This is a genomic window from Streptomyces sp. NBC_01478 (assembly GCF_036227225.1).
Classification (GTDB): domain Bacteria; phylum Actinomycetota; class Actinomycetes; order Streptomycetales; family Streptomycetaceae; genus Streptomyces.
Genome location: NZ_CP109444.1, coordinates 2,201,381 through 2,223,643, shown reverse-complemented (window position 1 = coordinate 2,223,643; position 22,263 = coordinate 2,201,381). Strand labels below are relative to the sequence as shown.

The window sequence follows — 22,263 nt, the reverse complement described above, 5'->3', positions numbered from 1 at the left end:
GCCCTGTTGGCGAACCACCGGACAGCCGCGCCAGCAGCTTAGGTGAGCATAACCTCAGCGGCTGTGACGTGGACCTGTGGTTCCGGGGTGGGTCTATCAAGTAAGGCAATGCTTACCTTACTATGCGAGCGGTCGCGGCTCCGCTGAGCCGTTCCGCACGCATCGGGAGGCACGGGCAACTGTGGCGGGCAACACGCTTTCTTCGGCACAGGCAACGGCGGCGAACGACTTCTGGCGACGGAGGTTCGCGTCACCGGTGCCGGAGACGTCCCTGCCGCTGGACTTCCCCCGTCCGCCTCGCGGAGAGGGCGAGGTCTCCCGCGCCCGACGTGCGGCCCCCCTCGCCGTGACCGCCGACGTGGCCACCCAACTCGCCGCCTTCGTCGCCCTGTTGCACCGCTACGGCGGTACGACGGCCACCGAGACGGCGGTCGCCCACGAGGGCCTCCCGCTCCGCGTCACGATCGACGGCGACACCCCGTTCGCCGAACTCCGCGAGCAGATCACGGCCGTAGGCGCGGAGGCCGCCGCCCACCACCTGCCGACCACGGATCTGCTACGGCTGCTCGCCCCCGAACCCTTCCGCGGCGGCGGCCTGTTGTGCGCCACGGGCTTCGGCCCCGCCCCCTGGGACGAGACCGGCCCCCTGGACCTGGCCCTCACCGTGACCGACGGGGCAGTGTCGGCGGACTACCGCACCGACCTCTTCGAGCCCGCCACCGTCGACCTGGTCCTCGGCCACTACGGCACGCTCCTCGCCGACGCCGTCGCCCGCCCGGACACCCCGGTCGCCGACCTCGAACTCCTCGGCACGGACGAACGGCACCGCATCCTGCGCGGCTGGAACGACACCGAGCACGACGTCCCCGCGCTCACCTGGCCCCGCATGTTCGCCGACCAGGTCGCCGCCCGCCCGCACGAGATCGCCCTCGTCCACGAGGACGTCCGCCTCACCTACGCCGAACTCGACGCCCGTGCCGCGAAGTTGGCACACGCGCTCGTGGCCCGGGGGGCCGGTCCCGAACAGGTCGTGGCGCTCGCCGTACCGCGCTCGGCCGACATGATCGTGGCCGAGGTCGCCGTCCTGAAGTCGGGTGCGGCCTATCTGCCCGTCGACACCGACTACCCGGCCGACCGCATCGCCTACATGCTCGCCGACGCCCGCCCGGTCTGCCTCGTCACCACCGCCGAGATCGCCCCCGAACTCCCGCCGGACCTCGACCCGTTGGTACTCGACGCCCCGGAGACGGTCGCCGAGCTGGCCGCGTACCCGGCCCGCGGCCCGTCCACCGCCGACGAGTTGACGACCGCGCACGCGGCCTACGTCATCTACACCTCAGGATCCACCGGCCGCCCCAAGGGCACGGTCCTCTCCCACGCGGGCGTCGCCAAACTGGTCGCGACCCAGCAGGAACGTTTCGGAATCGGCCCGCACAGCCGCGTCCTCCAGTTCGCCTCACCCAGCTTCGACGTCGCGTTCTGGGACCTGTGCCTCGGCCTGCTCTCCGGGGGCCGGCTGGTCGTCGTCCCCGCCGACCGCCGCGTCCCGGGCGCACCCCTCGCGGACTACGCGAACGAGCACGGCATCACCTTCATGATCCTGCCGCCGGCCTTGCTCGCGGCCATGCCCGACGACGTCCAACTCCCGGCCGAGGCAACCCTGTTGGCCGGTACGGAACGCGTCTCGCCCGAGCTGGTCGGCCGCTACGCGCGCGGCCGGATGATGTTCAACGCCTACGGCCCGACCGAGGCCACCACCAACTCCACCCTGGGCCTGTGCGACCCGGACACCCCGGCCGGCACCATCGTGCCCATCGGCGTCCCCGACCCCGGCACCCGCGCCTACGTCCTCGACGACCGACTGCGCCCGGTCCCCGCCGGTGTCGCGGGAGAGCTCTACCTCGGCGGCGCCGGCCTGGCCCGCGGCTACCTCGGCCGCCCCGCCCTCACCGCCGAACGCTTCGTCGCCGACCCGTTCGGCGCACCCGGTGAACGCCTCTACCGCACCGGCGACTTGGTGCGCTGGAAGGCGGACGGACGGCTGGAGTTCCACGGCCGCGTCGACACCCAGGTCAAGATCCGGGGCTTCCGCATCGAGCCCGGCGAGATCGAGTCCGTCCTGCGCTCCCACCCGTCCGTCGACCAGGCCGCCGTCGTCGTCCGCGAGGACCGGCCCGGCGAACGCCGCCTCGCCGCCTACGTCGTGCCCTCGCTGGACGCCGAGGCGAGCCCTGATGAGGGCGTCGCGGACTGGAAGGACCTGCACGAACTCCTGTACTCCGCCGCCGGATCGGACGGTTTCGAGGAGAACTTCGCCGGCTGGAACAGCATGTACGACGGCCTGCCCATCCCCCTGGCCGACATGCGGGAGTGGCGCGCGGCCACCCTCGACCGCATCCGCGCGCTACGGCCCCGGCGCATCCTGGAGATCGGCGTCGGCTCCGGCCTGCTGCTGTCCCGGCTCGCCCCGGACTGCGCCGAGTACTGGGGCACCGACCTCTCCGAGGAAGCCGTACGCGCCCTGGACGCCCAGGTGTCCGCCGTGCCCGAACTCGCCGACCGCGTCACCCTGTTGGCCCGTCCCGCGCACGACCTCACCGGTCTGCCCGAGGGCCACTTCGACACGATCGTCGTCAACTCCGTCATCCAGTACTTCCCCGGCGGCGACTACCTCACCGGCGTACTCCGGGACGCGGCGGCACTTCTCGCCCCCGGCGGCGCGGTGTTCGTCGGCGACGTCCGCAACCTGCGCCTGCTGCGCACCCTGAGCGCCGCCGTCGAGAGCGGGCGGGTACGGGACGAGGGGGACGAGACGGGCGCGGACAAGGAAGCCCTGCGCGCCGCCGTGGACCGGGCCGTCGCCTGGGAGGGCGAACTCCTCGTCGACCCCGACTACTTCACGAGCCTGGACGGCCTCAGCGCCGACATTCGCGTCAAGCGCGGCACGCACCACAACGAACTCACCCGCTATCGCTACGACGTTGTGCTGCGACCGCAGTCGGATGCCGCCGAGGAGCTGCCCGAGTCGCCCTGGCCCGCGCTCGGTTCGGCGCAGGCACTGGACGAGCTGCTCGCCGGACGCCCGGACCGGTTGCGGATCACCGGCATCCCCAACTCCCGCCTCGCCGACGACCTCGCCGCGCTCTCCGCCCTCGACGACAGCAGCAGGCCGGCCGCCGGACCGTACGGCGTGGATCCCGAGGCCCTGTACGAGATCGCCGCGCGGCACGGCTACGAGGTGGCGCTCACCTGGAACGGGGACGCCGAGGACGGCAGCCTGGACGCCGTGTTCGCCCTCGAAGCGGAGGCGCGGGCACGGTACCGCCCCGGAGCCGGCCACCCGCTCACCAACCGCCCCGCGCCCTTCCGCAACGTCAACGCCCTGATGTCGACCCTGCGGACCCATGCCACCGAGTACCTGCCCGACTACATGGTCCCGGCCGCCTTCGTCCCGCTGGACCGGCTGCCCGTCACCCCCAGCGGCAAGCTCGACGCCGCCGCACTGCCGGTCCCGGACCTCACCCGTCTGTCGAGTGCGGGCCGGGCCCCCGAGACGGCCCGCGAGCGGCTGCTGTGCGACCTCTACGCACGGGCACTCAAGGTGCCCTCGGTCGGCGTCGACGACGACTTCTTCGCGCTCGGCGGTGACAGCATCGTCGCCGTCCAACTCCTCATCCTGGCTCGCCGGGCAGGCCTGGAACTGACCCCGCGGGACGTGTTCCGGCACCGTACGGTCGCGGAACTCGCCACGGTCGCCCGCACAGGGACGGCCGATCTCGGCGAAGCCACCCCGTGGCAGCCGCTGAGTGACGACGAACTCGCCTCCGTCCAGGGCGAGTTCCCCGTCGCCGTCGAGGAGTCGCTGCCCCTCGGCCCGCTCCAGGAAGGCTTCTTCTTCCACGCGCTGGTGGACGGCGCCGAACTCGACGCCTATGTAGTGCAGCAGGTCATCGAGCTGTCCGGACCGGTCGACGGCACCCTGCTGCATCAGGCCGCGCAACGGCTCGTCGACCGGCACGCCCCGCTGCGCGCCTGCTTCCGCCAGACACCCGACGGCCGCCCGGTCCAGCTCATCGCCTCCGGCCTCGAACTGCCCTGGCACGAAGTGGACTTGGCAGCCCAGGACGACCCCACGGTCCGCCGTGCCCTCGCCGAGGCCGTCGCCGCCGACGAACGCGCCCACCGCTTCGACCTCGCCCATCCGCCGCTGATCCGCTGCGCCCTCATCCGCTTCGGCGAGGACCGCAGCCGACTGGTCCTGACGTTCCATCACATCGTCGCGGACGGCTGGTCCTTGCCGGTCCTGCACCGCGAACTCCTCGCCCTCTACGGCGAGAACCCGACCCCCCTCCCCGAAGTCGCCCCCTACCGCGGCTACCTCCGCCGCATCGCCGGCGCCGACCGCGAAGCCGCCCGCGCGGCCTGGAGCACCGCCCTCGCCGGGGTCGAGGAACCCACCCGGCTCGTCGAGGCCCCCGCGCCCGCCGGACCGGTCGAACCCACCCAGATCCGCGTCGAGTTGACCGAGCGCGTCACCTCGCGCCTCGCCGCCCGCGCCCGGGAACGCGGAGTCACCCTCGGCACCCTCGTCCAGGGCGCGTGGGGTCTGCTCGTCGGCCGTATGACCGGTCGCCAGGACGTGCTGTTCGGCACGACCGTCGCCGGACGTGACGCCGCCGTCGACGGCATCGAGTCGATGATCGGCCTGTTCATCAACACCCTGCCCACCCGCCTGCGTTGGGCTCCCGGTGACACCCTGGGCACAGTGCTCGACCGGCTCCAGGACGAGCAGAGCGCGCTCCTCGACCACCAGCACCTCGGCCTCGCCGACATCCAGCGCGCCACCGGCCACGCGGGCGACGGCGACCTCTTCGACACCCTCGTGGTGTTCGAGAACTACCCCGGGGGCGAGGGCGCCCCGGGCATCACCGACCCCACCGGCGCGATCGCCGTCGCCGGACACGCCTTCCACGACGCCGTGCACTACCCCCTGGCCCTCATCGTCAAGCCCGGCCGCCGCCTCGACCTGCGTCTCAAGCACCACGCCCGCCGCCTCGACGCCGACGCGGTGCAGTCCCTCGCCGACCGGCTCACGCTGATCCTGCACGTGCTGGCGGACGACCCCGGCGCCCGGATCGCGGACCTCGACCTGCTCACCCCGGACGAGCTGGCCGCCGCCCATCCGGCGGGGGAGACCCGGCCGATCCCGGCCACCACGCTCGCCGCCGAGTTCGCCGCACAGGTCGCGCGGACTCCGGGCGCCACCGCTGTCGTCTTCGACGGTACGACCCTGACCTACGCCGAACTCGACTCACGCGCCGAGGAGTTGGCCGCACGGCTGCGCGCCAAGGGCGCGGGCCGGGAACGGTTCGTCGCCGTCGCCGTACCCCGCTCGGCAGAGCTGATGGTGGCGCTGCTGGGCGTCCTGAAGTCGGGGGCCGCCTATCTGCCCCTCGACCTGGACTACCCGGCCGAGCGCCTCGCCTACATGCTGGCCGACTCGGGCGCGACCACGGTCGTCACGACGGCGCGGGACGCCGACCGGCTGCCGTCGGTCGACGGTCTCGACGTGCTGCGGGTGGACGCGGAGGGCGAAGAGGCCCTGTTCGGCGGCGCCCAGGACCCGGCCCGCCCCGACGACCCCGCCTACCTCATCTACACCTCCGGCTCCACCGGTCGCCCCAAGGGCGTGGTCGTCACCCACCGCGCCATCGGCAACCGGCTGGCCTGGATGCAGGGCGCGTACGAACTCGCCGCCGACGACCGGGTGTTGCAGAAAACCCCGTCCAGCTTCGACGTGAGTGTGTGGGAGTTCTTCTGGGCGCTGCGCGAGGGCGCCGCCGTCGTCCTCGCCGCCCCCGACGGACACCGCGACCCCGCCTATCTGGCCCGGCTGATCCAGGCCGAGGGCATCACCACGACGCACTTCGTGCCGTCGATGCTGGGGGCGTTCCTCGCCTCCGACGAGGTCACCGCCGACCCCGCCTGGGCGGGCAGCCTGCGCCGGGTGTTCAGCAGCGGCGAGGCCCTGTCCGGCGCCGCCGCCCACCGCTGGCACGAACTGACCGGCGTCCCGCTGCACAACCTCTACGGCCCCACCGAGGCCGCCGTGGACGTGACCTACCACGCCTACGACGGTGCGCCCGGCACCACCGTGCCCATCGGACGGCCCGTGTGGAACACCGGCCTGCGCGTCCTCGACACCTGCCTGCGTCCCGTTCCCGACGGCGTGCCCGGCGAGTTGTACCTGACCGGCGTGCAGTTGGCCCGTGGCTACCACCGGCGCCCCGCGCTCACCGCCGACCGTTTCGTGGCCGACCCGTACGCCACCGAGCCCGGCGCCCGCATGTACCGCACCGGCGACCTCGTGCGCCGCCGCCCCGACGGCACGATCGACTACCTGGGCCGCACCGACCGCCAGGTCAAACTGCGCGGAAACCGCGTCGAACTCGGTGAGATCGAGGCCGAGTTGACGCGCGTACCGGGCGTGGCCCGGGGTGCCGTCGTCATCCGCGACCAGCACCTCGTCGCCTACGCGGTCCCGGCCTCCGGAGCCGCCCTCGACCCCGCCGGCCTGCGCGCCGCACTCGCCGACGCGCTGCCCGCGCCGCTGGTTCCCGAGGCGTACGTCGTCCTCGCCGACCTCCCGCTCACCCCCAGCGGCAAGCTCGACCAGGCCGCGCTGCCCGCCCCCGAGGCCGAGCGCGCCGAACGCCGCCTGCCCGAGGGGCCGTTGGAGCGGCAGCTCACCGAGATCTTCGCGGCCGTCCTCGGCATCGAGGACGCGGGCCCCGACGACGACTTCTTCCGGCTCGGCGGCGACAGCATCAGCTCCATCGGCGTCGCGAGCCGCGCTCGCGCGGCGGGCCTGGACCTGAGCCCGCGCGACGTGTTCACGCACCGCACGCCCGCCGCCCTGGCGTTGGCGGCCGGCACCGCATCGACCGCCGTGGTCGCCCCCGTCGAGGCGTTCACCCTCACCACCGCCGAACACGCCCGCGTCCGCGCCGTCGCCGCCCCGGCGGAGGTCGCCGACGTCTGGCCGCTGGCCCCCCTCCAGGAAGGCCTGTTCTTCCACTCGGCGTACGACGAGGGCGCGTTGGACGTCTACACCGTCCACGAGACCTTCGACTTCGCCACCCGCCTCGACACCACCCGGCTGCGCGCCGCCGTCCGTACCCTCCTCGACCGCAACCCCGGTCTGCGCGCGGGTTTCACCAGCGACGGCCTCGACCAGCCCGTGCAGTTCATCGTCGAGGACCCGGAGATCCCCCTCGAAGAGGTCGACCTCTCCCTCCTCCCCGCCGCCGAACAGGACGTACTCCTGCGGGAGTTGACGGACGCCGAACGCAACCGTCGCTTCGACCTGTCCGCACCCCCGCTGTTCCGGCTGCTCCTGTTGTGCCTCGGCGCGGAACGCGGCGACCGGCTCGTCATCGGCCGCCATCTGATCCTCTGGGACGGCTGGTCGGCCTGGCTCTTCCTCGATGAGCTGTTCGCCCTCTACGAGATGGGCGGCGACGCCAACGCCCTTCCCGAGCCCGGCAGTTACCGCGACTACCTGACCTGGCTCGAGGAGCAGGACGACTCGGTCGCCACCGCCGCCTGGCGCACCGCGCTCGCCGGTCTCGACGAGCCGACCCTGCTCGCCCCCACCGCCACCGACGGCCTCGAACCGGTCATCCCCGACCAGCTCGACACCCGTCTCTCCACCGAACTCGGCGACCGCCTGCGCGAGTTGGCCCCCGCCCACGGCCTGACCCTCAACACGATCCTCAACGCAGCCTGGGGACTCACCCTCGCCTCCGCGACCGGCCGCGCCGACGTCGTGTTCGGCACCACCGTCGCAGGCCGGCCCAGCGAGGTCCCGGACGTCGGCAACATCATCGGCCTGTTCCTCAACACCGTCCCGACCCGCATCGCCCTCGACCCCGCCGAACCGGTCCTCGACCTGCTCCGCCGCATCCAGGGCGAACGCCTCGACCTCATGCCGTACGAGCACCTCAGCCTCGGTGTCCTCCAGGCCGAGACCGGCCACCGCAAGCTCTTCGACACGCTGTTCGTGCTGCGCAACAACGACACCGAGGAACGGCTCGCCGACCTGAAGACCCGGCACGGCGCCACCGCCGTCGCCAACGTCGACGCCACCCACTACCCGGCCAACCTCGTCATCACCCCCGGCCGCGAGATCGCCGTCACCCTCACCCACCGCCCCGACCTAGTCCCGACCGACCAGGCGCAGGCCCTCCTCGACCGCTTCACGCTCCTCGTCGACCGCCTCACCGTCGACCTCACGGCACCGGTCGGCTCCCTCGATTCCCTCCTTCCCGCCGAAGTTGAGGCGCTACAGCGGGAGTCGGCGGCCAGCCGTGTCCCCGACCCCGAGGACACCATCGCAGACCTGCTCGCCGCGCAGGCCGAACGCACCCCGGACGAACGGGCCCTGGTCTTCGGCGAGCGCAGCATGACGTACGCCGAACTCGACGCGGCCGTCAACCGGATGGCCCGGCTGCTGATCGACCGGGGCGCGGGCCCCGAGCAGGTCGTGGCGCTCGCCCTGCCGCGCTCCCTCGACATGGTGGTCGCCCTCTTCGCGGTCCTGCGCACCGGGGCGGCCTATCTGCCCCTGGAGTTGGACCACCCGGACGACCGCCTCTCCCTGATGCTGGCCGACGCAAGCCCGCTTCTCCTGCTCAGCACCACGGCCGTATCCGCCACGCTGGACGGCGAGATGACCCGCGTCCTGCTCGACACCCCGGAGATCAAGGGGGAGTTGGCGGGCCGGCCGGACACTCCCGTCCGTCTGCGCTTCAGCCTCGAACACCCCGCCTACGTCATCTACACCTCGGGCTCCACCGGCCGCCCCAAGGGCGTCGTCACCCCCTACCGGGGCCTGACGAACATGCAGTTGAACCACCAGAAGGAGATCTTCGAGCCCGCCATCGCCTCGGCCGGCGGCCGACGACTGCGCATCGCGCACACCGTGTCCTTCGCCTTCGACATGTCGTGGGAAGAGCTGCTGTGGCTGGTCGAGGGCCACGAAGTGCACGTCTGCGACGAGGAGTTGCGGCGTGACGCCGAGGCGCTGGTCGCCTACTGCGAACGCCACCGCGTCGACGTCGTCAACGTCACCCCCACCTACGCCCGACTCCTCATCGAACAGGGCCTGTTGGAGGGCCATGTCCCGCCCCTCGTCCTCCTCGGCGGCGAAGCCGTACCGGAGACGGTGTGGACGGCACTGCGCGACACCGAGGGCACCTACGGCTACAACCTGTACGGGCCGACCGAGTACACCATCAACACCCTCGGCGGCGGCACCCTCGACAGCGACACCCCCACCGTCGGCAAGCCCATCCGGGGCACCCGCGCCCACATCCTCGACGCCTGGCTGCGCCCGGTGCCCGACGGTGTCCCCGGCGAGCTGTACATCGCCGGAATCGGCCTGGCCCGCGGCTACTTGGACCGGCCCGCGCTGACCTCCGAACGCTTCGTCGCCGACCCGTTCGGCGAGCCCGGCGAGCGCATGTACCGCACCGGCGATCTCGTGCGCCGCAACCCCGACGGCAACCTCGACTTTCTCGGCCGCACCGACGACCAGGTCAAGATCCGCGGCTACCGCATCGAACCCGGCGAGATCGAAACCGCCCTCAGCCGCCACCCGCTCGTCTCCCAGGCCGCCGTGGTCGTCCGCGACGAACGCCTCGTCGGCTACGTCGTGCCCTCCGGCGCCGACTCGGCCGAACGCACCGCCGCCGAGGCCGCGCAGGTGGGGGAGTGGCAGGAGATCTACTCCGACGAGTACGAGGAGATCGGCACCGCCGTCTTCACCGAGCAGTACGACGGCTGGGACAGCTCCTACGACGGACAGCCCATCCCCTTCGAGGAGATGCACGAGTGGCGCGAGGCCACCCTCGCCCGCATCGGCGCCCTCAAGCCCCGCCGCATCCTCGAAATCGGCGTCGGATCAGGCCTGTTGCTGTCACGGCTCGCCCCGAACGCGGAGGCGTACTGGGCGACCGACTTCGCCGCCCCCGTCATCCGCAAGATCGGTGAGGAGGTGCGGCGCGACCCCGCGCTCGCCGCCAAGGTCGAACTGCGCTGCCGCCCGGCCGAGGACCTGAGCGGGCTGCCGTTCGCCTACTTCGACACGATCGTCATCAACTCCGTCATCCAGTACTTCCCGAGCATCGACCACCTCACGACCGTCCTGCACGGCCTGATGGACCTGCTCGCGCCCGGCGGCGCCCTCTTCGTCGGCGACATCCGCAACCTGCGGCTCGCCGGCACCTTCCACACCGAGATCCAACGAGCCAGGGGCACCGCCGAAGCGGACCTGGAGCGGGCGGTGGAACGCGGCCAGCGCCTGGAGAAGGAACTTCTCGTAGACCCCGACTACTTCACCACCCTCGGCTACGGCGTCGACCTGCGCACCAAGCGCGCCCACCACCACAACGAGCTGAGCCGACACCGCTACGACGTCGTCCTCTACGCCGACGATCCGGACGTACGCCTGGACAACGCCCCGTCCGTCGACTGGGCCACCGGCAACACCATCGGCGAACTCCTGCGCGGCGACTGGTCGTCGGCCGAGGCGATCGGTGAACTCCTGCGTGGCGGCTGGTCTGCGACCGGCGCCACCACAGAACGCCCGCGCGGCGAACGGCCCGAGGCACTCCGCTTCACCGGCATCCAGGACGGCCGCACGACCGAGACGGGCGTCGACCCCGAGCACCTGCACGAACTCGGTACGGCCGCCGGATACCGGGTGCTGACGACCTGGTCCGAGCAGGACGGGACCTACGACGCCGTCTTCCTGAAGTCCCCCGAACTGCGCCTGACCGGCGGCCTGTTCCGGCCCGGCGGCGGCACGCACCCCTACGCCAACGACCCCACCGCCGCCCGCGAGGCGAGCGCGCTGGTGCGGCGGCTGCGCGAGGACCTGGGCCGCGAACTGCCCGAGTACATGGTCCCGTCGGCGTTCGTCACCGTCGACGGCCTGCCCATGAACGCCAACGGCAAGCTCGACGTCCGGGCCCTGCCCGACGCCGAACCCGCCGTCGCCCTCGGTGGCGGACGCGGCCCGCGCACCCCGCAGGAAGAGGTGCTCTGCCGCCTGTTCGCCGAGGTGCTGGGGCTCCCCGAAGTCGGCGCGGAGGACAACTTCTTCGACCTGGGCGGGCATTCACTCCTCGCCACCCGACTGGTCAGCCGTGCCCGCACCGAACTGGGCGCCGAACTCGCCATCCGCGACCTCTTCGAAGCCCCGACTCCCGCTCTGCTCGCGGGCCGTGCGGACACGGCGAGCCCAGCCCGCCCGGCGATCACTCCGGTCGCGGACAGGCCTGCCCGCATCCCGCTGTCGGCCGCCCAGCGACGGCTGTTGCTCGTCGAGGAGATCACCGGCAGCGGAGTCGCCTACAACTTCCCGCTGGTCTTCCGGCTGCGCGGCACCCTCGACACCGAGGCCCTGGCCGCCGCACTGCGCGACGTCGCCGGACGCCACGAGGCGCTGCGGACGGTGTTCCCGACACACGAGGGCGAGCCGTACCAGCGGATCGTCCCCGCCGATGAGGCGGTCCCGGCCTGCACGGTCGTCGACTGTGCCGAGGACGACCTGCCCGCGCTGATCGAGTCCGCCCAGCGCCGTCCCTTCGACCTCACCGCCGAACTCCCCTTGCGCTGCGAGGTGTTCAGGCTCGGCCCGGACGAGCACGTGGTGGCCGTCGTCCTGCACCACATCACCACCGACGAGTGGTCCGACCGCCCCTTCCTCGCCGACCTCGACACCGCCTACGCGGCCCGCCGCGAGGGACAGGCACCTGAGTGGGCGCCCCTGCCGGTGCAGTACGCCGACTACACCCTCTGGCAGGACGACCTCCTCGCCCGCACCGGCGAGGCCCAACTCGCCCACTGGGCCGACGCCTTGCGCGGCCTCCCCGACGAACTCGCCCTGCCCGCCGACCGACCGCGCCCCACCGAGCCGACCGGACACGGCGGCAAGGTCCGCCTGGAACTGCCCACCGCCACCGGCCACGCCCTCCGAGACCTCTCCGGCGCCACCGGGACCAGCATGTTCATGCTGTTCCAGGCGGCCACCGCCGCCCTGCTGAACCGGCTCGGCGCGGGCGAGGACATCCCGCTCGGCGCCCCCATCGCCGGTCGCACCGACGAGGCCCTCGCCGACCTGGTGGGCTTCTTCGTCAACACGCTGGTGCTGCGTACCGACGTGTCCGGCGACGAGCTGACGTTCCGTGAACTCCTGGGCCGGGTACGGGAGTCGTCCCTCGTGGCCTTCGAGTACCAGGACCTGCCCTTCGACCGGGTCGTGGAGGCACTCAACCCGCCCCGCGTGGCAGGCCGCAACCCGCTCTTCCAAGTCATGCTCGGCTACCACCACCGCCCCGACGGCGACCCGGACGTGCTCGGCCTCACGACCGAGTGGTTCGACATGGACACCGGCATGGCGAAGTTCGACCTGCACTTCACCTTCGTCGACGAGACCGGCCGCGACCGGGTGGTCCTGCTCCTGGAGTACGCGACCGACCTCTTCGACCACGGCACCGCCGAGCGCATCGCCGCCCGCATGGCCCGCCTCCTGGACCACGCGGCGGCCGAACCCGACCGCGCCGTAAGGGACTTCGACCTCCTGGAGGACACCGAGCGCGCGCTGGTCCTGGGGGAGTGGAACGCCACCGAACACCCCGTGCCGGCCACCACCCTCCCGGAACTCTTCCGCGCCCAGGTCGCCCGCACCCCCGACGCCACGGCACTCGTCTTCGAGGGGCAGCGACTGACGTACGCGGAGCTGGACGCCCAAGTCGAGCGCACGGCCGGGGTGTTGGCCGCGCTCGGCGCGGGCCCCGAGGAGACCGTGGCCGTAGCCCTCCCGCGCTCACTCGAACTCGTCGTCGCCCTGCTCGCCGTCCACCGCGCCGGAGCCGCCTACCTCCCGCTCGACCCCGACTACCCGGAGGACCGCCTCGCCCTCATGGTCGAGGACGCCCGCCCGGTGTACGTCGTCCGCGACACCCTGCCGACCGGTCCCGAGGCCCAACTCCCCACGTCCTACGACCCGTCGCACCCCGCCTACGTCATCTACACCTCCGGCTCCACCGGCCGCCCCAAGGGCGTCGTCGTCCCGCACGAGGGCATCGTCAACCGGCTGCTGTGGATGCAGGACGCGTACGGACTCACCGCCGACGACCGGGTGTTGCAGAAGACCCCGTCGAGCTTCGACGTGTCGGTGTGGGAGTTCTTCTGGCCCCTGATCACCGGCGCCACCCTGGTCGTCGCCCGCCCCGAGGGCCACCGCGACCCGGCCTACCTGGCCCAGCTGATCCGTGAACAGGACGTCACCACCATCCACTTCGTGCCCTCCATGCTCCAACTCTTCCTGGAGGAACCGGCCGCGGCGGACTGCACCGGCCTGCGCCGGGTCATGTGCAGCGGCGAGGCCCTGCCCGTCACCCTCACCCACCGCTTCCACGAGGCCCTGGGCACCGCCGAGTTGCACAACCTCTACGGTCCGACCGAGGCCTCGGTCGACGTGACGGCCGTGGAGATCGGACCCGACGCGACGAGCGTGCCGATCGGCCACCCGGTGTGGAACACCCGCACCTACGTCCTCGACGCCGGCCTGCGCCCCGTCCCACCCGGCATCCCGGGCGAGTTGTACCTGGCGGGCGTCCAGTTGGCACGCGGTTACCTCGACCGGCCCGGCCTGACCGCGGAGCGGTTCGTCGCCGACCCGTACGGCACCCCGGGCACCCGCATGTACCGCACCGGCGACCTGGCCCGCTGGAACGCCGATGGCACGGTCGAGTATCTGGGCCGTACCGACGACCAGGTGAAGGTACGCGGCTTCCGCGTCGAACCCGGCGAGATCGAGGGCGTGTTGACCACGCATCCGTACGTTGCCCACGCTGTGGTCGTGGTGCGCGAGCAGCGCCTGGTGGCGTATGTGGTCCCGGCCGGGGACGGCCGGACGGCCGGCGTGGAGGCGCTTCGCGCCACTACGGCCGTCCGTTCGGCGGACGTGACCGCGCCCGGCTTCGGCACTGTCGCCGAGACGGCGGACAGGCCCGCACTCCACTCCGCCCCGCTCCCCGCCCGACCGCTCGACGTGGCCGCCCTCCGCGCCCACACCGCCGCCGCCCTCCCCGCCCACATGGTCCCCGCCGCCATCGTCGCCCTCGACACGCTGCCCCTCACCCCCAACGGCAAGCTCGACCGCGCCGCCCTGCCCGCCCCTGACTTCACGACCGCCACCGGTACGGACCCGGGCACCTCGCCCCGCGGCCCGCGCGAGGAGATCCTCGCCGGACTCTTCGGCGACATCCTCGGCCTCGAACGCGTCGGCGCCGACGACGACTTCTTCACCCTCGGCGGCCACTCCCTGCTGGCCATGCGCCTGGTCAGCCGCGTCCGCACGGCACTTGGCGCCGACCTCACCGTCCGTACCGTCTTCGAGGCCTCCACGCCCGCGCTCCTCGCGGCCCGCCTCGACGACCGGGCCGGCGGACTGCCCGCCCTCGTCCCCGCCGAACGCCCCGACGAACTCCCGCTCTCCTATGCCCAGCAGCGCCTCTGGCTGCTGCACCGCATCGAGGGCCCGGGAGCCACGTACAATATCCCGGCCGCCTGGCATCTGACCGGCACGCTCGACCAGGCCGCGCTGGCCGCCGCGTTGAACGACGTCGCCGTACGGCACGAGAGCCTGCGCACGGTCTTCCCCGAGCGGGACGGCCGCCCCCACCAGGTCGTGCTGGACGAGGCCTCCGTGCCCCTCCACCACAGCCGGGTCACGGAGACCGAACTGCCCGAGCGGCTCGCCGAGGCCGCCGCGCGCGGGTTCGACATCGACCGTGAACTCCCGCTGCGCGCCCACGCGTTCGAGTTGGCGGAGGACCGGCACGTCCTGCTGTTGGTGCTGCACCACATCGCCGGCGACCAGTGGTCCGACGGGCCGCTGTGGCGGGACCTGGCCACCGCCTACGAAGCCCGCCGCGAGGGACGGGCCCCCGCGTGGACCCCGCTGCCCGTGCAGTACGCCGACTACGCCCTCTGGCACCGCGAGGCGCTCGGCGACGCCGACGCCCCGGACAGCCGCCAGTCCCGCCAACTCGCCTACTGGCAGACGGTATTGGCGGGCCTGTCGGACGAGCTCGCGCTGCCCACCGACCGTCCCCGTCCGCTGGAGAGCAGCCACCGGGGCGGTGCCGTCGGGCTGAATCTCGACGCCGAACAGACCGGCGCGCTGCGCGCGTTGGCCCGCCACCACGGCGTCAGTATGTTCATGGTCACCCAGGCCGCCGTCGCCGCACTGCTGCACCGGCTCGGTGCCGGGGACGACATCCCGCTCGGGGCACCCATCTCCGGACGGGCCGACGAACACCTCGAAAACCTGGTCGGCTTCTTCGTCAACACCCTTGTCCTGCGCACCGATCTGTCCGGCGACCCCACGTTCGCCGAGCTGCTCGCCCGCGTCCGGGACACCGACCTCGCCGCCTACGAACACCAGGACCTGCCCTTCGAGCGCCTGGTCGAGGCGGTCAACCCGGCCCGCTCACTGGCCCGGCACCCGCTGTTCCAGGTGATGGTCGTCCACCTCGACGACGAGGGCGCCACGCCCGCCCTGCCCGGTCTGACCGCGCGCCGTGCGGAACTTGGCCAGCAGGGCGCCAAGTTCGACCTCAGCTTCGACTTCGTCGAGCAGGGCGCGGACGGCATGCGCTGCTGGATCGAGTACAGCGCCGACCTCTTCGACGAGTCGACCGCCGAACTCCTCGCCCAGCGCCTGGAGTTGCTCCTGGCCCAGATCGCCACCGACCCCGACCGGCGCATCGGCACCCTCGACGTCCTGCGCGACGACGAACGCGCCCTCGTCCTCACCGACTGGAACGACACCGCCCGCACCGTCCCCGACCTCACCCTGCCGGAACTCTTCCGCGCCCAGGTCGCCCGCACCCCCGAAGCCACGGCGGTCGTCTTCGAGGACACCGCCCTCACCTACGCGGAACTCGACCTGCGCGTGGAGAAGTTGGCGCACACCCTCGCCGCACACGGCGCGCGGGCCGAGGCCGTCGTCGCCGTCGCCCTGCCGCGCTCCTTCGCCCTCGTGGTGTCCCTCCTCGCGGTCCACCGCGCGGGCGCCGCCTATCTGCCCCTCGACACCGGCTACCCGGCCGACCGCCTTGCCTACACGCTCGCCGACGCCCGCCCGGTCTGCCTGATCACCACCGAGGGCATCACCCTCCCGGACAGCGACGTGCCCACGCTCACCGTGGACACGGACGGCACTCCCGACCACTCGGCGTACGCACCGCTGCCCATCGCCTTCGACCCCCGCCACCCCGCCTACGTCATCTACACCTCCGGCTCCACCGGCCGCCCCAAGGGCGTCACCGTCCCTCACCAGGGCATCACCAACCGCCTGTTGTGGATGCAGGACACCTACCGCCTCGACGCCGACGACCGGGTGCTGCAGAAGACCCCGGCCGGGTTCGACGTGTCGGTGTGGGAGTACTTCTGGCCGCTCATCACCGGCGCCACGCTCGTCGTCGCCCGCCCGGAAGGCCACCAGGACCCGGTCTACCTCGCCGAACTGATCGAGCGTCAGCACATCACCACGGCCCACTTCGTGCCGTCGATGCTGCGCGCCTTCCTCGACGAGCGCGCCGCCGCCCGCTGCACCGGTCTGCTCCAAGTCATGTGCAGCGGCGAGGCGTTGCCCGCCCCGCTCGCCGCCCGCTTCCACCAGGTCCTGCCGAACAGCCGCCTGCACAACCTCTACGGCCCCACGGAGGCGTCCGTCGACGTCACCGCCCACGAGGTCCCCGCCGACCCGGCCGGCGTGTCGATCGGCCGCCCGGTGTGGAACACCCGCACCTATGTCCTCGACGCGGGACTCCGCCCTGTACCGCCCGGTGTGGCCGGCGAACTGTATCTGGCAGGCGTCCAGTTGGCGCGCGGCTACCTGGGCCGCTCCGCGCTGACCGCCGAACGCTTCGTCGCCGACCCGTACGCCACCGAGCCCGGCGCCCGTATGTACCGCACCGGCGACCTGGCCCGCTGGACCTGGGACGGCGAACTGGAGTACCTCGGCCGCGCCGACGACCAGGTCAAACTGCGCGGCTTCCGCATCGAACTCGGCGAGATCGAGAGCGTGTTGGCCGCCCACACGGGCGTCGCGCACGCCACCGTCGTCCTGCGCGACGAGCGCCTCGTCGCCTATGTCGTGCCGACCGGTCCGGCGGCGGACTCCGCCGAACTCCGCGCCCACGCCGCCCGGTCGCTGCCCGACCACATGGTCCCGTCGGCCGTCGTCACCCTCGACGCCCTCCCGCTCACCCCCAACGGCAAACTCGACCGCCGCGCCCTGCCCGCCCCCGACTTCGCCGCCGAGGTCACCGACACCCGCCCGCGCACACCGCTGGAGGAGGCCCTCTGCGCCCTCGTCGCGGACGTGCTCGGTCTCGAACGCGTCGGAGTCGAGGACGACTTCTTCTCCCTCGGCGGCGACAGCATCGTCGCCATGCAACTGGTCGCCCGCGCCCGCGCCGCCGGCCTCACCTTCAGCCCGCGCGACGTGTTCCGCCACAAGTCGGCAGCCGGGCTCGCCACCGTCACCGCCACCACGGCCACCGCCGAGGGCGACGACGAGGTCACCCTGCTCGACCTCACGTCCGAAGAGCGCGCCGAACTCGCCGCCCTGCCCGCCGGAACCGAAGTCCTGCCCGTCTCCCCGCTCCAGGCCGGCCTGCTCTTCCACGCAGCCCTCGACTCCGGCGACGACGGACCGGACGTGTACACCGTCCAGGTCTCCTACGACCTCGAAGGCCCCCTGGACGCCGACCGGTTGCACACCGCGGCCCAGTCCGTCCTCGACGCGCACGAGAACCTGCGCAGCGGCTTCCGGCACCTGTCCTCCGGACGGCCCGTCGCCGTCGTACCGCGCACGGCCGTACTGCCGTGGCGACAGCTCGACTTGGCCGACGACCCTGAGGAATGGGAGCGCCTGCTCGTCCAGGAGCGACGCCGCTTCGACCCCGAACACCCGCCACTGCTGCGGCTGTTGCTGGCCCGGCTCGGTCCGGACCGGCACCGGCTCGTGCTCTCGCACCAGCACCTCCTGCTCGACGGCTGGTCGCTGCCGCTGCTCACCGCCGAGTTGTGGGCGCGCTACGAGGGCCGTACGCCGACCGCACCCGCTCCGTACCGCGAGCACCTGCGGCTGCTGGCCGCCCAGGACCCGGCCGTGTCCACCGCCGCATGGGCCGAGGCCCTCGGCGGGCTGGCCGAGCCGACGCGGCTCGCGCCCGTCGACCCCGACCGCGCCGCCGTCGTACCGAGCACCCACACCGTCGAGTTGGACCCGGAGCGCACGGCGGAGCTGGAGGCGTTCGCGCGCCGTCAGGGCGTCACCGTCAACACCCTGGTCCAGGCGGCCTGGGGCGTGCTCCTCGGTCGGCTCACCGGCCGGGACGACGTGGTGTTCGGCGCCACCGTCGCGGGGCGTTCGCCCGAACTGGCCGGTGCCGAGTCGATGATCGGCCTGTTCATCAACACCGTGCCGGTACGGGTGCGGGTCCGCCCGGAGGAGAGCACGGCCGCGCTGCTGGCACGGCTCCAGGACGAGCAGTCCCGGCTCATCGCCCACCAGCACCTCGGCCTCGCCGACATCCAGCGGGCCGCCGGACTCGGCGAACTCTTCGACACCCTCGTGGTGTTCGAGTCGTACCCGGTCGCCGACGCGGAGGAGGAGGGCGACGGGCCGCGCGTCTCCGTCCGCGACCACGAGGACTCCACCCACTACCCGTTCGCGTGGGCGATCGAGCCCGCCGAACGGCTGCGGCTCACCGCCGAGTTCAGGCCCGACCTCTTCCGACCGGCCGTCGTACGACGGATCTCGGACGCCCTGACCGCGCTCCTGACCGGCATGGCGGCAGACCCGGACCGCGCCGTCGGCCGGCTCGACCTGCTCGGCCCCGCCGAGCGGCACACGGTCGTGGAGACCTGGAACGACACCGCGCTGCCCGCGCCAGGGACCGAACGGCTCGGCACCGTACCGGCGTTGTTCGTGGCCCAGGCCGCCGCTGACCCCGGCGCGGTCGCCGTCACCGACGGCCGTACGACGTGGACGTTCGCCGAACTCGACGCGCGCACGGACCAGTTGGCCCGCGTACTGGCCGGACACGGCGTCGGACCCGAGCGGATCGTGGCGCTCGCGCTGCCCCGCACCGCCGATCACATCGCGGCGATCCTCGCCGTGATGAAGGCGGGCGCCGCCTATCTGCCCCTCGACCCCGACCTTCCCGAGTCCCGGCTGACCGGCATGCTCGACGACGCCCGCCCCGTGCTGATCCTGGCCACGGCGGAGACGGCCGCCAGGCTGCCCTCAACCACTGTCCCCGTCCTGCGACTTGACGCCCCGGCCGATGGGCTGCCGGAGGCCGAACCCGTCGCCCCCGGCCCCGACCACCCCGCCTACGTCATCTACACCTCCGGCTCCACCGGCCGCCCCAAGGGCGTCGTCGTCACCCAGCGAGGCATCGCCAACCTCTTCCACAGCCACCGGCACGACCTGCACGAGGTCGCCAAGCAGCGCACCGGCCTCAGGCGCCTGCGCGTCGGGCATGCCTGGTCGTTCACCTTCGACGCCTCCTGGCAGCCGCAGTTGTGGCTCCTTGACGGGCACGCGCTGCACATCGCCGACGACGAGACCCGCCGCGACCCCGAACTCCTCGCCGCGTTCATCCGCGACCGGGGCATCGACTTCATCGAGGTCACCCCGTCCCTGCTCGCGCAGATGGCGGACAGCGGCCTGATCGGCGCCGAGGGCGACTGCCCGCTCTCCGTGGTCGGCTTCGGCGGCGAGGCCGTACCCGAGTCGCTGTGGACCCGGCTCGCCGCCCTCTCGGACACCGAGGCGTTCAACCTCTACGGCCCCACCGAGGCCACCGTGGACGCGCTCGTCGGCCGGGTCCGCGACAGCGCCACCCCGGTCGTCGGACGCCCCGTCCACGAGTCCCGCGCCTACGTCCTCGACACCGCCCTGCGCCCCGTACCGCCGGGCGTCACCGGCGAGTTGTACCTCTCGGGACCGGGCCTGGCCCGCGGCTACCTCGGCCGCCCCGAACTCACCGCCGAACGCTTCGTCGCCGACCCGTACGCCACCGCGCCCGGCGCGCGCATGTACCGCACCGGCGACATGGCCCGCTGGACCGAGGACGGCCTGCTGGAGTTCGCCGGCCGCACCGACGACCAGGTCAAGATCCGCGGCTACCGCATCGAACTCGCCGAGATCGAGGCCGCGTTGGACACCCACCCGGCCGTCACGCAGACAGTCGTCGTGGCCCGCGAACACCGGCCCGGCATAAGGCAGTTGATCGCCTACGTCGTCGCCGAAGGGACGGACGGTGCCGAGCTGCGCGCCCACGCCGCCTCCGCACTGCCCGACTACATGGTCCCGGCCGCCGTGGTCGTCCTCGACGAGCTGCCGTTGATGTCGAACGGCAAGCTCGACCGATCCGCCCTGCCCGCCCCGGACTTCACCGCGCGGGGCGGCGGCCGGGCCCCCGAGAACGACACCGAACGCACCCTGCGCGACCTGTTCGCGGACGCCCTCGGGCTGCCCGCCGAGGCCGTCGGCACCGACGACGACTTCTTCACCTTCGGCGGTGACAGCATCGTCGCCATGCAACTCGTCGCCCGGGCGCGCGCCGGTGGGCTGCGGGTCACGCCCCGGCAGGTCTTCCAGCACCGAACTGTCGCCGCCCTCGCGGCCGTTGCCGTCCCGCTCGGCACCGACGAACGGCACGCCGTCCACGACGACGGCACCGGCACCGTCCCGCTCACCCCGATCATGCGCGGCCTGCTGGAACGCGGCGGACCCATCGCCGCCTACCACCAGGCGGCCCTGGTCCAGACCCCGGCCGACCTCACCGAACCCGGACTGCACACCGTGCTCACGGCCCTCGCTGCTCGGCACGACATGCTGCGCGCCCAACTCGTCCGCGACCCCGAGTGGTTGCTGCGAGTACCGGCCGCACGAGACACCGACGTCAGCACCTGGCTCATCCGCGTCGACGTGCGCGGCACGGACGACGACGCACTCCGCGCGGCCATCTCCCGCCATGCCGAGACGGCCCGGGCCGGGCTCGACCCGGACGCCGGGGCGATGGTGCGGGCGGTCTGGTTCGACGCCGGACCCGGCCGACCCGGACGGCTGCTGATCCTCGTCCACCACCTGGTGATCGACGGCGTCTCCTGGCGCGTCCTGCTGCCCGACCTGGCCACCGCCTGGGCGGCGGTCAGGGGCGGCCGTACCCCCGAACTCGCCCCCGTGGAGCTGTCGTTCGCCCGCTGGTCCCGACTCCTCGGCACCCGTGCCACCGACCCGGCCACCGAGGACGAGCTGCCGTGGTGGACCTCCGCCCTCGCCGAGGGCGCCGAACTCCCGCTGGCCCGCCCGCTCGACCCGGCCCGGGACACGGTCGCCACCACCCGCCACCTCTCCCTGACCCTGCCCGCCGACCTCACCGGCCCGCTGCTGAGCCGGTCCCCGGCGGCGTTCGGAGCCACCGTCAACGACGTCCTGCTCACGGCGTTCGCCCTGGCCGTCGGCGACTGGCGCACCCGCACCCTGGGCGCCGAACTGCCGGGCGGGCCCGTGCTGGTGGACGTGGAGGGCCACGGCCGCGAGGAGCGACTCGCGGGCGACGCCGACCTGTCCCGTACGGTCGGCTGGTTCACCAGCGTCGTACCCGTACGACTCGACCCGGGCGAGGCCGACCCGGCGGACGCCTTCGCGGGCGGACCCGCGCTGGACACGGCCCTGGCCCGCGTCCGCGAGCACCTCACCGCGCTGCCCACGGCCGGCATCGGACACGGCCTGCTGCGCCACCTCAACACCGGGACGGGCGCAAAGCTCGCCCAACTCGGGGAGGCGCAGATCGAGTTCAACTACATGGGCCGCTTCGACCGCCCGGCGGCAGCCGACTGGTCCTACGCCCCCGAGGACGACGCCGCCGACCTCGACGCCGACCCCGGCCAGCCGATGTCCCACGCCCTGACCCTCAACGCCATCACCGAAGACCGCCCCGAGGGCCCCGAGTTGAGCGCCCACTGGGCGTACGCCGCCGAACTCCTCACCGAGGAACAGGTCGGTGACCTGGCCCGCACCTGGTTCCGGGCGCTGGAGGCGGTCGTACGACGAGCGGACACGCTCAACCAGCCCTGACCGCACCCCCACTTACCCATCAG

Annotated in this window: 1 protein-coding gene; it reads left to right on the top strand. The window is 72.8% G+C overall.

Annotation, left to right across the window (positions count from 1 at the left end; all coding sequences use genetic code 11):
* Nucleotides 1-181: 181 nt before the first annotated feature.
* The gene (locus OG223_RS09910; RefSeq protein WP_329245355.1) at nt 182-22,240 is read left to right on the top strand and encodes a non-ribosomal peptide synthase/polyketide synthase; all 22,059 of its coding nucleotides are present in this window, start codon (nt 182-184) and stop codon (nt 22,238-22,240) included.
* Nucleotides 22,241-22,263 lie beyond the last annotated feature (23 nt).